Annotated in this window: 13 protein-coding genes and 1 pseudogene; 5 read left to right on the top strand and 9 right to left on the bottom strand. The window is 71.2% G+C overall.

All coding sequences use genetic code 11. The features are described 5' to 3' along the window. The first annotated feature begins 5 nt into the window (after positions 1-5). The 5 genes from A6A27_RS18565 (at position 6) to A6A27_RS18545 (ending at position 4,223) form a co-directional block, all read left to right on the top strand. A complete protein-coding gene (locus A6A27_RS18565; RefSeq protein ID WP_073835886.1) occupies positions 6-1,241 on the top strand; it encodes an amidohydrolase family protein in 1,236 nt (411 codons plus the stop codon). Then, a complete protein-coding gene (locus A6A27_RS18560; RefSeq protein WP_073835885.1) occupies positions 1,238-1,573 on the top strand; it encodes a TIGR04076 family protein in 336 nt (111 codons plus the stop codon). Before A6A27_RS18565 ends, A6A27_RS18560 begins: the two co-directional genes overlap by 4 nt. Then, complete coding sequence (locus A6A27_RS18555) at positions 1,570-2,577, top strand: LLM class flavin-dependent oxidoreductase (protein WP_073835884.1); 1,008 nt, start codon at positions 1,570-1,572, stop codon at positions 2,575-2,577. The genes A6A27_RS18560 and A6A27_RS18555 overlap by 4 nt, the downstream gene beginning before the upstream one ends. Next, a complete protein-coding gene (locus A6A27_RS18550; RefSeq protein ID WP_073835883.1) occupies positions 2,574-3,659 on the top strand; it encodes an alpha/beta hydrolase in 1,086 nt (361 codons plus the stop codon). The genes A6A27_RS18555 and A6A27_RS18550 overlap by 4 nt, the downstream gene beginning before the upstream one ends. Positions 3,660-3,812: 153 nt before the next feature. Next, positions 3,813-4,223: a hypothetical protein gene (locus tag A6A27_RS18545; RefSeq protein ID WP_241825328.1), complete on the top strand. Its 411-nt coding sequence runs from the start codon at positions 3,813-3,815 to the stop codon at positions 4,221-4,223. Between the two features lie 213 nt (positions 4,224-4,436). Here the strand turns inward: A6A27_RS18545 and A6A27_RS18540 are convergent, their stop codons facing one another. The 9 genes and pseudogenes from A6A27_RS18540 to A6A27_RS18500 form a co-directional block, all read right to left on the bottom strand. Then, on the bottom strand, positions 4,437-5,198 hold the full coding sequence (locus A6A27_RS18540) for an SDR family NAD(P)-dependent oxidoreductase (protein ID WP_073835881.1): 762 nt from the start codon (positions 5,196-5,198) through the stop codon (positions 4,437-4,439). A 24-nt stretch (positions 5,199-5,222) separates the two neighbouring features. Further along, positions 5,223-6,353, bottom strand: a complete 1,131-nt coding sequence (locus tag A6A27_RS18535; protein WP_073835880.1) for an NAD(P)/FAD-dependent oxidoreductase — start codon at positions 6,351-6,353, stop codon at positions 5,223-5,225. 3 nt (positions 6,354-6,356) lie between these two features. Beyond that, positions 6,357-7,361: a polysaccharide deacetylase family protein gene (locus A6A27_RS18530; protein ID WP_073835879.1), complete on the bottom strand. Its 1,005-nt coding sequence runs from the start codon at positions 7,359-7,361 to the stop codon at positions 6,357-6,359. After that, positions 7,358-8,287, bottom strand: coding sequence for a polysaccharide deacetylase family protein (locus tag A6A27_RS18525; RefSeq protein ID WP_083672685.1), 930 nt, complete (start codon positions 8,285-8,287; stop codon positions 7,358-7,360). The genes A6A27_RS18530 and A6A27_RS18525 overlap by 4 nt, the downstream gene beginning before the upstream one ends. 172 nt (positions 8,288-8,459) lie before the next feature. Further along, on the bottom strand, positions 8,460-9,113 hold the full coding sequence (locus A6A27_RS18520; RefSeq protein WP_073835878.1) for a TetR/AcrR family transcriptional regulator: 654 nt from the start codon (positions 9,111-9,113) through the stop codon (positions 8,460-8,462). A gap of 239 nt (positions 9,114-9,352) precedes the next feature. After that, the gene (locus tag A6A27_RS18515) at positions 9,353-10,558 is read right to left on the bottom strand and encodes a CaiB/BaiF CoA transferase family protein (RefSeq protein ID WP_073835877.1); all 1,206 of its coding nucleotides are present in this window, start codon (positions 10,556-10,558) and stop codon (positions 9,353-9,355) included. A 30-nt stretch (positions 10,559-10,588) separates the two neighbouring features. Continuing rightward, positions 10,589-11,779 carry a thiolase family protein gene (locus A6A27_RS18510; RefSeq protein ID WP_073835876.1) on the bottom strand — a complete coding sequence of 397 codons (1,191 nt, stop codon included), beginning with the start codon at positions 11,777-11,779 and terminating at the stop codon, positions 10,589-10,591. Beyond that, the gene (locus A6A27_RS18505; RefSeq protein ID WP_073835875.1) at positions 11,772-12,929 is read right to left on the bottom strand and encodes an acyl-CoA dehydrogenase family protein; all 1,158 of its coding nucleotides are present in this window, start codon (positions 12,927-12,929) and stop codon (positions 11,772-11,774) included. Before A6A27_RS18505 ends, A6A27_RS18510 begins: the two co-directional genes overlap by 8 nt. Before the next feature lie 146 nt (positions 12,930-13,075). Next, a pseudogene (locus tag A6A27_RS18500) lies at positions 13,076-14,182 on the bottom strand (PLP-dependent cysteine synthase family protein); the annotation flags it as partial. Positions 14,183-14,191: the final 9 nt, after the last annotated feature.

Raw genomic sequence — 14,191 nt, 5'->3', positions numbered from 1 at the left:
GCACCATGAGCGAAACTGACGTAACGGTCGTGCACAACTGCGCCGTCTTCGACGGTGTCGCCGACACGCCCACGCCCGGCGCCGCAGTCGCCATCCGCAACGGGCGCATCACGGCAGTCGGCCCCGAGGCCGAGGTACGGGCCGCCGCACCACCGGGCGCGCATACCATCGACCTCGGCGGCGCCATGGTCATGGCCGGCTTGCTCAACATGCACACCCACCTGTCGCTGTCCCTGCCCGGCCCCGGCGGCGACACGGTCAGCCGACTGTCACCACACGCGCTCGCCCTGTACATGGCCTCCGGCGCGCGCCGCACCCTGAACACGGGCGTCACCACCGTGCGCTGCGTCGCCGAGAAGGCACACGCCGAGTTCGCGCTGCGCGACGCGATCGAAGCCGGCTGGACCGCCGGACCACGGATCTACACCGCCGGACGCGGTCTGGTCTGCACCGGCGGGCACGGCCACGAAGGCACCGACACCCTCGAATGCGACGGCGCCGACGGGTTCCGCGCCGGCACCCGGGCGCAGATCCGCGCCGGCGCGGACCTGATCAAGGTGATGATCTCCGGCGGCATCGCCGGCAAGCACGAGGCCATCGACACGCCGCAGATGACCAATGACGAGATGGCCGCGGTCATCGAGACGGCACACGCCTGGCAGCGGAAGGTCACCGCGCATGCGGGGCCCGCCGCGGTGATCGAGCAGGCGGTTCGCCTCGGCCTGGACTGCGTCGAACACGGCTACCAACTCACCGCACCGGTCGCCCGGCTGATGGCCGACAACGGAACCAGCCTGGTACCCACCCTCATCGTCACCCGATGCAAGGACTTCTTCGACTCCCTCGGCGTACCGGAATGGATGCAGCGCCGCTCGCTCGACGCCGGACCGCAGCACATCGAGAGCTACCAACTCGCGCTCGACGCCGGTGTCGAAATCATGCTCGGCAGCGACATGCCGCCGTTCCAGCAGACCGAGGGCACCACCGCGACCGTGCTGGAACTGGAACACATGGTTACCTACGGCCTGACCCCGCTTGCCGCACTCCGCGCGGCGACGATCGTCCCCGCCCGTTGGCTCGGCGCCGGCGATGACATCGGGACGGTCGAGCCCGGCAAGTACGCCGACCTGATCGCGATGGACGATGATCCGACCACCGACATCTCGGCGCTGCGTTCGCTGCGCTGGGTCATGAAGGGCGGCGGCATCGTCCGCGACGACCGCATCGGACTCGCCGCATGAGTGAGACCAACGCGGCAGAACACGACATGGAGATCTTCGACCTGCGCTGCACCGTCGAGCGCATCGGGGGCCGCTCGGTATGCGGGATGGCCGTCGGCGACTACTTCGAACTCGAGCAGAGCGCCCACCTGCGACTGCCTGACGGCAAGCACTTCTGCGTGTACGCGCTCGCGGCGGTGCTGCCGTTCCTCGCCGCGAAGCAGCGATCGCTGCCGGCCCGCGACTGGCTCGAACGCGACACGCTGTTCTGCTGCCCAGATCCGGAGGAGCGTCTCGTGATGCGGGTCGAACGCACCCGGCGCCGGGGGATGAACTCGGCGGATCTGACATGACCCGGGTCGAGATAGGACTCGGCGTGCAGGGCGACAAACGGCCGGGGGAGTACGCAAAGCTTGCCGCCGCCGCCGAGGCCGGCGGCTTCGACGTGGTCAGCGTCTTCGGCGACCTGATGTACCAGCCGCCGATCGGTCCGCTGCTGGAGATGGCCGCCGCGACGAGCACGGTGCGCCTCGGCGCCGCCTGCTACAACCCGTACTCGCTCGCCCCCCACGAGATCGCCGGGCAGGTCGCCGCGCTCGACCTGGCGTCCCGTGGTCGTGCCTACCTCGGCCTGGCTCGGGGTACCTGGCTCGACGCGGTCGGCATCGACCAGCCGTACCCGGTGACCGCGCTGTCGGAGGCGGCCGAGGTCATCTATCGCCTACTCGGCGGCCGCGTCGAGGGCTTCACCGGGAAGGTCTTCCGCCTCGCCCCCGGAGCCGCCCTGCGGTACCCGGTCCAGCGGCCCGACCCACCGTTGCTGATCGGCGCCTGGGGGCCACGGGCAGCCGCCCTGGCCGGCCGGATCGCCGCCGAGATCAAGGTAGGCGGCAGCGCCAACCCGGCCGTGGTACCGGTGATCCGGGCCCGCCTGCAGGCCGGTGCCGAACCGGCCGGACGCTGCGCGGACGACGTACGCATCGTGCTCGGCGCGGTGACCGTCGTCGACCGGGACGGGGCCGCGGCGCGTGCCCGGGCACGGACCGAGGTCGCCATGTACCTCGCCGTCGTCGCCGCCCTCGACCCCACCGCCGAAATCCCCGCCGAGCTGGTCAACCGCGTCCGGGCACTGGTGGACGCGGGCCAGCACGAGGAGGCCGGCCGGCTTGTACCGGACGACGTGCTGGACATGTTCGCCTTCTCTGGTACCCCCGACCGCGTCGCCGACCAGGCTCAACGCCTCATCGACGCCGGGGTCGGACGCGTCGAGTTCGGCACCCCACACGGACTCACCGACGCCGGCGGCGTGCACCTGCTCGCCACCACGGTGCTGCCCCAGCTGGAGAGGAAACCATGAGCGAGCCTTCGACGCTGTCCGTGTCCGTGCTGATCGGCCACGGCGTGGTCGTCGACCGGGACCTGCTGCGGGACCTCGCCACCGCCGAGTTCGCCGCATTCGGCATCGACGGCGTGCTACGCGAACCCGACGACTTCGCCGCCGCACTAGCCGAGGCGCCCGGCGCGATCGTGGCGCTACCCGGCCCGGCCGACCGGTCCCTGATGACCGTGCCCGGCGACCACACTGAACGTACCGTCTGGCTCGACATCACGGCCACCGTGCCGGTCGACGTCACCGACGGCGCCGAACACCACCAGGGCCGCGGAGTATGGGGCATCACCTGGGCGGTCAGGCGCGCCGTGCACCGGATGCGGTACCCCGCACGCCGCATCGCCTACGGGCCCGAGCCGGACCAGTGGGGTGAACTTCGCCTGCCGGACGGCGTCGAGCGCCTGCCGGTCGCGGTGCTGCTGCACGGCGGATTCTGGCGCTCGATCTGGAACGCCGACCTCATGGACGCACTCGCCGTCGACCTCGTCGCCCGCGGCTTCGCCACCTGGAACGTCGAGTACCGGCGCCCCGACCGGCACGGCTGGTCGAACACCACGGCCGACGTCGCCGCCGGCCTCGCCGCCGTGGGTACCGGCGAGCTCGCCGGCCTCGACACCTCCCGGATAGTCGCGTTTGGACACTCGGCATCCAGCCAGCTCGTGGTACGCGCGGCGGCCGACGCGCCGGAGACCGTGAACCTGCTGGTCTCGCTCGCGGGGATACTCGACCTGGAGGAGGGGACGCGACGGCGGATCGGCGACGGAGCGGTGTCCGCTGCCCTCGGCGGCGGGCTATCCGACGTGCCGGAAGTCTACGCCGCCGCAGACCCGATGCGCCGGCTCCCGGTCGGTGTGCCACAGGTGGTGGTGCAGGGCCGGCAGGACGGGCCCGACCTGGTCGACATGTCGCGACGCTATGTCCGGGCCGCAATGGAGGCCGGCGACAAGGTCGAGCTGCTGGAACCGCCCGGCAACCACTTCGACGTGATCGACCCCGGCTCGGTCGCCTGGGCGCAGACGATGGCGGCGGTCGAGCGCATGCTGGCCTGAGCGCCGGGGGTTCGCTGATCGGAGGACACGCGGGGCGGGTAGGCCAAGATCAGGGCCGCAGGTTGAAGGCCTACCGATCAGCGCGGACGCAATATTCGGCAGCTACAGGGTGTCGGCTTCACAGCAGATCCGGCGAGCGGTGCGGACATTCTCATGGTCGTCTCGCACGACGGGCGAGGTCTGTTCGATCCGATCACGGGCGTGAAGATCGCCCGCGATCGGAATCCTGATCCGGACCTCTGCATCCCGATGGGGACGGACCTGTCATGTCCAGGGTTCGGTCCGCTGGCCGACACGCGCGTCCGTATCGCCGGGCTGTTCGGCGGCGGACTCCACACCACCACCGAGGACGGCTGGACCGTCGATGTTGTAGCACCGGACTGGCCCAACGAACGCGTCGTGCTGTCTATCAACGGCGACATCTATCGCGGCACGGCTGGTACGCACTGGTGGCACATCTTCCACTCCGACTACTCAGAGCTTCGCGCCGCAGGCTTCTCAGCGTCCGGGCGCACGCTCGTGGTTGCCACCAGCAGCGATATCACGTTATGGCATCGCAGTTGATCGAGTAGGGTGCGGCGGTGGCGACGAGGGCATGCCGCGAGTTGACGAGCAGAGCCAGCAGTCCAGGTCAGACCAGCAGCCCGGTCAGATCGCTGCCGCCGGAGTGGTACCCGATGTGCCCGTCGGGCCGGACGAGATGCAGACCGCTGTCAGCAGGCGGAACCTCCACCATGCGTCCTGACCTTTCGACCAGGGTCATGAACGCGGGCCGGATCAGCGGGACGCCATCCGGATCGCTCCGTCGAGCCGGATCGTCTCCCCGTTGAGCATCGGGTTGTCGATGATGTGCTCGACGAGGGCGGCGTACTCGCTGGGCTGGCCCAGTCGGCTCGGGTGCGGCACCTGCTGGCCGAGGCTCTCCCGGGCGGCTTCCGGCAGCCCTGCCAGCATCGGTGTCTCGAACAGGCCCGGCGCGATGGTGACCACGCGGATCTGCGACGCCGCGAGTTCCCGGGCCACCGGCAAGGTCAGGCCGACCACGCCGGCTTTGGCGGCCGCGTACGCGGCCTGCCCAATCTGCCCGTCGAAGGCGGCGACGGAGGCGGTGTTGACGATGACGCCGCGTTCCTCACCGACCGGTTCGACGTTGACCATCCGGGCCGCCGCGAGCCGGACGACGTTGAAGGTGCCGATCAGGTTGACCTGCACCACCCGGGTGAAGGTGTCCAGCGGGTGCGGCCCGGTCCGTCCGACCACCCGGGCCGCCGGGGCGATACCCGCGCAGTTGACCACCACCCGCAGGTCGCCGAGTTGGCCGGCCCGGTCGAGCGCGGCCGACACCGACGCCTCGTCGGTCACGTCGGCCTCGGCGAAGGTGGCGGCGGCGCCGAGTTCGGTGGCGGTCCGCTGGCCCGCCGCGCCGTCCCGGTCAACAAGCACCACCTGGGCTCCCCGGCCGACAAGTCGGCGGGCGGTGGCCCGGCCAAGACCGGAGCTGCCCCCGGTGACCAGGGCCACCGCGTCGACGATCTGCATGGAGGCTCTCTTTCTGTTCGGGGGTCAGCCGGTGGCCTGACGCCGCCACAACACGGTGCGCTCCCCGGGCTCCCGGCGTAGGTCCCAGGGCGAGAGGTCGAGCGTCGGGTCCGGCCGGCCGGCCACCTCGCGGGCGATCGCCTCGGCGACCGGCGGCCCGTGCATCGCGCCGTGGCCGACGAACGCGATGCACCACAGTCCCTCGTCGACTCGGCCAACGTACGGATGGCCGTCGCCGCCGACGGTGGGCCGGGCGGTGAGCTGGTGGGTGATCGACAGGTCGGTCAGGTCTGGCGCCCGCTCGCCCGCCGCCTCGAAGAACAGCTCGGCGAGGTGCTCGTGGTCGCGCGGGGCGGGGTTGCGGCTGAGCATGGCCAGGACCAGCCCGCGCCCCTCCCGCTCGACGCAGAGCCCGGTGTCCAGGTCGATCGTGGTAGGGATGGGCAGACCGTCGTACGCGGTGTCGGTCAGCAGCGCGTAGTGCATCACCTCGCGCATGTCGAGGGTGACGCCGAGCGGTGCCAGCAGGTCCCGGGTGCCGATGCCGGCCGCCACCACGACGTGCTCGGCCACGATCTCCTCAGGCCCGTACGCGTGCCAGCCGTCCGGCCGGCGCTCCAACCGCTCGATCGGGAAATGCTGGCGGACCCGGGCCCCGAGTTCCCGCGCGCCGCGCAGGTATGCGGTCACGCCATCCATCGGCATGACGTGACCGTCCTGCGGGGTCCACGAGCCGCAGCGCAATCCGGTGGTGTCCACGAAGGGCACCAGTTTGGCGATCTCGTCCGGCCCGAGCAGTTCGATGTTCGGCATGCCGGCGGCCCGCTGCACCTCGGCGTGGCGGTGGAGGATCGCCGTGGTGTCCGGGTCGGCCGTCAACATGAGGTAGCCGTCCTGGTGAAAGGTGCAGGGCACCCCGAAGACGTCCTCGATCGTCTTCCAGAACGTCAGGCCCCGGCGGGAGCACTCCACTTCCAGCGGGGTGCCGTACTGCTGTCGGATGTTGCCGAACGACCCGCCGGTCGCGCCCGCGCCATGCACGTCTCCCTCGACGAGCAGGACATCGGTCACCCCTTCGCGGGCCAGGTAGTAGGCGACACCCGCGCCAACGATGCCACCACCAATCACCAGAGCCTGCACATGTTCGGTGCCCATAGGTCAAACCTCCTCGGCCGCGCCGTCGCGCGACAGCAGCATACCGAACGATCGGTCGGGAGCGTTAGTCCTGGAATTCGTCGGCTCACGGCTCGACGCGGTGCTAGCCAGGTACGCATCGACCACGTCTGAGGCGCGGGCGAACCACACCCCGTCCAGGCCGGCGGCATACTCCAGGAACCGGCGAACGTACCTGGACTGGTGGGCCTGGCCGGACAGGTGCGCGTGCAGCGAGACGGCCAGGCAGGTGCCGGTCCCCGTCGACTCGGCCAGCAGCCGGTCCAGGTGCGCCCGGAGCGCGTCGCCGAAGTCCCACGGCGTCTGGGCATACCCGCCGAGGACGAACAGGTCACTGGTGTCCACCGACAACGGCAGGGACACAATGGACCGCTCGCCGGCCCGCATCTGATAGGGCTGGTCGTCGTTGCCCCAGTCGAGCAGGTAGTCGTAGCCGACCTCGGCGGCGAGCACCGGTGTCCGGTCCGACTCGCTCATGCCCGGCCCCGACCAGCCCCGGGGGGCCGAACCGGTTGCCGCGCCGAGCACGGCGCGTGAGCCGGCGAGCAGCCCGGTCTCCGCCGCCCCGGTCAGCTTCGACGTGACCAGATGGTCCCCGGTCGGCCCGTGACCGACCAGTTCCCCACCGTGTTCCAGCACGTGGTTGACCAGCCGTGGCGCGGTGCGGACCACGGTGTCGCTGATCGGGACGGTGGCCGGGGCTTCGACCTCTGCCAGCAGCCCGGCCAGCCGGAAATAGCCGACCCGGGAGCCGTAGTCCGCGAGGCTGGCCACCGAGACGTCCAGCCAGGCCGGTGCGCCCGGGGGCCGCCAGCCGGCGGCGGCTGGGTCGGTGAGCCGGGACTCGACGGCCACGGCGACCACCACCGCCACCCGGGCGCCGTGGGGCCAGCGCAGCGGCGGCCGGTCCGGCAGCGCCGAGTACGGGTAGAGCCGGTGGTCCATGCCGTCGGCAACCAGCCGCCGGCCCCGGTGGTATGGCTCGGTCATCGCTGCTCCTCCGCGCTCGTCCCGCCCCACCAGGCGTCCGCGCCGATCGTGGCGATCTCGGTCCCGGTGGCCACCCAAACGTCTGGCTGCTCCACCACGTATCGCAGGGTCCGCTCCAGCGCCTCCTGCCGGGACGGGGCGTTGACCGCGTACGGGTGTAGGCAGACCGCCAGCACCTTCGGTCGGTGCCGGCCCTCGTCGTACAGCACGTCGAACTGATCGGTGACCACCCGGGCGAATGTCGCCGCGGAGTGCTGCATCCGGCCGATCAGCGGCGAGTCGTTGAGCGCGAGGCTGTACGGCATCGACACCAGCCGGCCGGTGCGGACCCGCAGCGGGCACGGCTCGTCGTCGTGCAGGAAGTCGGCCAGGTAGCTTACCCCGGCCTCGGCGATCAGGTCCGGGGTGGCCGGGGTGGTGGTCAGCGACGGCCCGAGCCAGCCGGTGACCGGCCGGCCGGTACGCCGCAACACCGTCTGCTGAACGTCGTCGATCAGTTCGCGTTCGGCGTCGACGTCGAGGCCGGCCACGTACCGGGTGTTGTAGACCCCGTGGCCCATGAAGTCGACCGGGCGCGCGGCCAGCGCCTCGGCGATGTGCGGGTAGTGGTCGAGCACTGCGGCGTTGATCGAGATGGTCGCCTTCAGCTCGTACCGGTCGAGCAGGTCGAGCATCCGCCACAGGCCGACCCGGTTGCCGTAGTCGCGCCGGGCATAGTTGACGACGTCCGGATGCGGTCGGGCCGGCCAGGGATCGCGTTGCGGGTGGGGCCGGGGGAGGTACTCGTAGTGCTCGACGTTGACGATGAGCCAGAGCGCCACCTTGGCGGCGCCGGGGAACACCAGCGGCGGGCGGTCGATTATTGCCGAATAGTCGTATCGGGTCGGTGCTTCCACCATGATCTCCTCGCCGCCCGGGAACGACATCCGCGCCCCGCGACCGTTCCGGGCCAAACCGGGCGTGTGGCGCAGCGGTCGACCCGCCGGCCAGCGGCGACCCTGGCTACGAATCTACCGACCGTTCGGTCGCTATTCAATCGGCCGACGAGGTCGAACACCACGAAAGACCGGGCAGGTCAGGCGGGTGCGACGACGGGACTCAGCCGGCTGGCTGGGCCCGCCTGGATCGGGCCGCCGGGGCGATCGTGCGTGCCACCCCGGGCTCCGGCTCGTCGGTCGTCGGCGTGCGGTCCAGGCCGCTCAGCACCATGTCCAGGAACGAGTCGGCTACCTGCTCGGCGGTGAGTTCGCCGTCCGGGCTCATCCACAGGTAGGTGTAGTTGAACATGCCCAGCAGGCCCTTGACCATGATCGGGCCGGCCTCCCGGAACTCACCGCCACGGACACCGTCCTCGACCACCCGCCGCCAGTACGACTCGTACTCGTCGCGGGCCGCGTAGATCTCCGCTCGCCGTTCGCCGGTCAGCGCGCCGAAGTCGGTGAAGAAGACGGTCCACTCGGCCCGGTGGTCGCTGATGTTGCGCAGCAGGGACCGTGCCAGCTCCCGCAGCCGGGTGCGGGCCGAGACGTCCCGTTCGGCGATCTCGTTGGCCAGCTTGTTGAGTCGCTGGACCTGGGTCCGGCTGATCTCGAACAGCAGGGACTGCTTGCCGTCGATGTAGTGGTAGAGCGCGCCCCGGCTCAACTCCAGCTCGGCGGAGAGCTCCGCGATGCCGGTCGCATGGTACCCGTTGCGGGCGAACAACTCGGCCGAGGTGCGCAGGATGCGCTCCCAGGTGGAGTCGATGGTCACGGCCGGCGCTCCCGCCGCGGCGCCGCCACCCTTACGGGCCGTACGCCCGGTACCCTCCGGCCGTGCGCCCGCCGCCGGACCCGGCTTCTTCCGGGTCTCCTCGGAACGCGTTCCCGCCACTCGTGACACAGCTCGACCTCCGATTCAGCGTCCGACATGCTGTCGGCGGCTGAAGTAATGGTTTTTCCCGTACCTGAGCCGGCTCGATCGTATCGAGCCGGCCCCCTCCCCGACGGTGGTCATCTAACCCGCCGCCGGGCCACGCCGGGTAGTCGGGTACTCAGTTCCGCGACGATCTCGGCCCGGTGTTCATCGATCGAGGGCGGACGGGACCGCACCGACCCCGGGGTGGCCGACAGCCGGGCAGCCACCCCGATCTGCGACACGCCGTCGGGGGTCCGGACCAGCACGCCGCGCCGCTCGGCCAGCGCCATCCCCTCGGCGAAGGACCGCACCCGGGTCACACACACGTCGGCGTCGCCGAGCACCGCGTCGACCTCCGCAGCGGTCCGCGCGGCGAACCACGCTTCGAGGTGCCGGCGGACGTGGTCCACCAGTTCCGGCTCGGCGTGGCCGTTGCCCAGGTCGGGCCGGCCGGTGAGCTGCAGCAGTCGCTCGTAGAACCACGGCTCCAGCGCGCCGACGGCATACCAGGAGCCGTCGGCGCTGCGGTAGCTGTCGTACTGCGGCAGTTGCCCGCTGAGGAAGAACCGCCGGGCCTGTAGGTCGGCGCCCCGGGCGAAGTGCAGGCTGGCGGCATGGCTGAGCAGCGAGAAGGCGCCGTCCAGCATGGCCAGATCGATCTCCTGCCCGACCCCAGTCCGCTCCCGGTGCAGCAGCGCAACCATGATCGCGTACGCCGCCATCAGCCCGCCCCCGGCGAAGTCGGCGAGCAGGTTCAGCGGCGGCACCGGACGCCCGGTCGGGTCGGCCATCGTCTCAAGCATCCCGCTGAGCGCGAGGTAGTTGAGGTCGTGCCCGGCGGCCTGGGCCAGCGGACCGTCCTGCCCGTACCCGGTGATCGAGCAGTACACCAGCCCCGGGTTGCGTTCGCGGCACCGCCGCGCGTCGACCCCGAGCCGCTCGGCCACCCCCGGGCGGAACCCCTCGATCAGCACGTCCGCCCGGTCGACCAACCGGTCCATGATCTCCCGCTCGGCCGGGTCCTTGAGGTCCAGGCTGATGCTGCGCTTGTTGCGGCGCAGGGCCGCGTACCCGCTGACCTCCGGGTCGCGTTCCAGTTCCCAATAGCTGTTGGTCTCCCGGCCCCGGGTGGACCCGCCCGGCGGCTCGACCAGCACCACGTCCGCGCCGAAGTCGGCCAGCAACATCGAGCAGTACGGTCCGGGCGCCTGCCGGGACAGGTCGACGACCCGAATCCCGGCCAACGCCCCCGTACCCGGCGGCGAGCCCGCCCCGGCCTGGTCCGACTGGTCCTCCGTCACGTCACATCCTCCTCTTCCGGCGCGGCCCAGTTACGGCAGCCGCTCGATGATCAGCGCGTTCGCCATGCCGCCCGCCTCGCAGATGGTCTGCAACCCGTAGCGCCCACCGGCCCGTTCGAGGTTGCCTAGGAGCGTGCCGAGGATGCGGGTACCGGACGCGCCGAGCGGGTGGCCGAGGGCGATCGCCCCACCGGCCACGTTCAGCCGGTCCGGATCAGCACCGAGTTCCCGCTGCCAGTACAGCGGCACACAGGCGAACGCCTCGTTCACCTCGTACCGGTCGATGTCGTCGAGGGTGAGGTCGGCCCGGTCCAGCACCCGTCGGGTGGCCGGCACCACGGCGGTCAGCATCAGCCGGGGATCGTCGCCGCGCACCGCGGTGGCCACCACCCGGGCCCGGGGACGCAGGCCCAGCCGGTCGGCGGCGGCCCCGCTGACCACCAGGGCGGCCGAGGCGCCGTCGGTCAGCGGCGACGAGTTGCCGGCGGTGACCTGCCAGGTGGCCTCGGGGAACCGGGCAGCCAACGCCGGGGAGTGGAACGCCGCCCGGAGCCCAGCCAGCGACTCGACGGTGGTGTCCGGACGCAGCGTCTCGTCCGCCAGTCGGCCGGGCCCCGCCTCGGTCCCGGGGCTGACCGGGACGAGTTCCCGGTCGAACCAGCCGGCCGCACTGGCCTGGGCGGCGCGCTGCTGGGAACGGACCGCATACCCGTCGAGGTCTGCTCGGGTGAGCCCGGCGGCGGCCACCACGAGTTCGGCCGAGACGCCCTGTGGCACCAGCCCGTCAGGCCAGCGGCGGGCCACCCCCGCACCGTACGGGTCCCGGTCCAGCCAGTTGGACCACATCGGGGCCCGGCTCATCGACTCGACCCCGCCCACGATCACCACGTCCTGCGCGCCGGACTGCACCGCGTGCGCGGCGAAATGCAACGCCTGCTGGCTCGACCCGCACTGCCGGTCCACGGTGGTCGCTGGCACGCCCACCGGGAAGCCGGCGGCCAGCACGGCCTGTCGGGTGACGTTCATCGCCTGCTCGCCGGCCTGGGTGACGCAGCCGCCGATCACGTCGTCAATCACCGCCGGGTCCAGCCCATTGCGGTCGACCAGCGCGCGGAGCACTGCGGCGAGCAGATCAACCGGGTGGGTGTCGGCGTGCCGGCCACCCGGCCTGCCTCGGCCGGAGGTGGACCGTACGGCGTCGACGATCAGCGCCTCAGGCATGGCCGGTGCCGGCGAACGCGTCGGCCCAGTCGTGCCCGGCGACGAGTTCCCGGGCGGCGACCAGATACTGGATGGTGGGCGGCCCCTCCTCCAGCCAGTTCAGCCGGGCGTCGCGATAGAGCCGTTCGATCGGGGTACGGCGGGTGTATCCGATGCCGCCGTGCACCAGCAGCGCCCGGTCGGTGACCCGGCCGACCGCCTCCAGCCCGAACAGCTTGCACAGTGAGGCCTCCAGCGGGATCCGCTGGCCGGCGTCCCACTTGCGGGCGGCGTCGAGGAGCATGTGGCGCAGCGCGTACACGTCGGTAGCCATCTCGGCGAGGTAGCGCTGGACGGCCTGCCGGTGGGCGATCGGCTTGCCGAAGGTGACCCGCTGGCGGGCGTGCGCCAGCGACAGGTCCAGGGCGCGCTGGGCGGTGCCGAGCGAGCTGGCCGCGATGAACACCCGGCTGATCTCCAGGGCCCGTTCCAGGTGCTCCTGGCCCTGGCCCTCGGCGCCGATCCGGTTCGCCGCCGGGATGCGTACCCCGTCGAAGACCAACTCGCCGTGCTCGCCGCCCTTGCAGCCCATGGTCTCCGGCAGCGGGGTGATGGTGAATCCGGGCCGGTCCCGCTCCACGACGAACGCCGACACCTCGGTCGCCGAGGTGCGGGCGAAGACGATGAAGTGCGAGGCGATGTCGGAGTTGGTGATCAGCCACTTGCGTCCGGTGAGGACGTACTCGTCGCCGTCGCGGTGAGCGGTCGAACCGAGGTCGGCGCCGGTGCCGTGCTCCGGTTCGGTCAGCGCGAAGGCGATCGAGTGCCGGCCGTCGGCAGCGCCGGGGAGAATCGCCGCCCGCTGCTCGGGGCTGCCGATCTCGGACAGCGCGTGCGCGAACGAGTTGTGCACGTGCACCAGGACCCGGATGCCGCCCTGCACCTTGGCGAACTCGGCGATGACCGGCAGGTACTGCTCGATGGTCAGGCCGAGGCCGCCGTACTCCTCGGGGACGAGCAGCCCGAAGGCACCCATCTCCCGCAGCGTCGGGATGAGGGTCTCCAGCGGCAGCCGCTCCTCGTCCTCGATCTGGGTCTCCAGTGGATCGAGTTCTCGCCAGATCCGCGAGAACAGCCGATCCCTGAACGTGTCGTACTCGGATTGATTCATGCGTCCTCCCGGCTCCACGCCAGCGATGCGAGGCCTCGGGGTCGGTCGTGTTACCCGCGGCGCGGGCCGAGCATAACAGCCGACCGACCGTTCGGTATAGAAGTGTCACGGTGTGGCTTCCGGCACCGCCCGCCGGTGGTCAGGGCGGCCGGGACGGTGCCCCCGGTGACCAGGGCGTCGATCGCCGCCGCGTACGGCACCGGGTCCAGCCCCTGGGCGCCGACCCACCGGTCGGCGTAGTAGGTGTCCGCGTACCGCTCGCCGCCGTCGCAGATCAGCGTCACGATGCTGCCGGTACGCCCGGTGCGCAGCATGTCGGCCACGATCCGCAGCACGCCCCACATGTTGGTGCCGGTGGACCCGCCGACCCGGCGGCCGATCATGGCCGAGGTCCAGCGCATCGCCGCCACGGTTGCCGCATCCGGCACCCGGATCATCGCGTCCACGACGTTCGGCAGGAACGACTCCTCCATCCGGGGCCGTCCGATCCCCTCGATCCGGGAACCTGGCGCCGTGACCTCCCACCGACCGGTCGACCAGGCGTCGAAGTACGCCGAACCTTCCGGATCCACCACGCACAGCCCGGTGCGATGACGCTTGAACCGGGCGTACCGGCCGATGGTCGCCGCGGTGCCCCCGGTGCCCGCACCGACCACGATCCAGTCCGGCACCGGGTATCGCTCCCGCGCGATCTGGCCGTAGATGCTCTCCGCGATGTTGTTGTTGCCGCGCCAGTCGGTGGCCCGTTCGGCGTAGGTGAACTGGTCCATGAAGTAGCCGTCGGTCCGTTCGGCGAGGCGGTGCGACACCTCGTAGACGCTGCCCGGGTCGTCGACCAGCCGGCAGGATCCACCGTAGAACTCGATCAGCTCCAGCTTGGCTGGACTGGTCGACGCCGGCACGACGGCGACGAACGGCAGCCCGAGCAGCCGGGCGAAGTACGCCTCGCTGACCGCGGTCGACCCGCTGGACGCCTCGATGACGGTCATCCCCTCGCGGAGATTGCCGTTGACCAGCGCGTGGCTGAACAGTGACCGGGCCAGCCGGTGCTTCAGTGAGCCGGTGGGGTGCACCGACTCATCCTTGAGATAGACGTCGATGCCCCACTCGGCGGGCAGGGGCAGCACGTGCAGGTGGGTGTCGGCGCTGCGGTTGGCGTCCGCCTCGACCAGCCGGACGGCCTCGCTGACCCAGCTCCGATCGATGTTCGCCGGTGCCCAGTCGACCCCGTCGGGCCGGTCGTCGTTCGGCATGTACCCCGT

Origin of the sequence: Micromonospora sp. CB01531, assembly GCF_001905095.1 — a bacterium.
Classification (GTDB): Bacteria; Actinomycetota; Actinomycetes; order Mycobacteriales; family Micromonosporaceae; genus Micromonospora.
The sequence above is the reverse complement of the archived record's forward strand: the minus strand, read 5'-3'. Positions and strand labels throughout refer to the sequence as shown.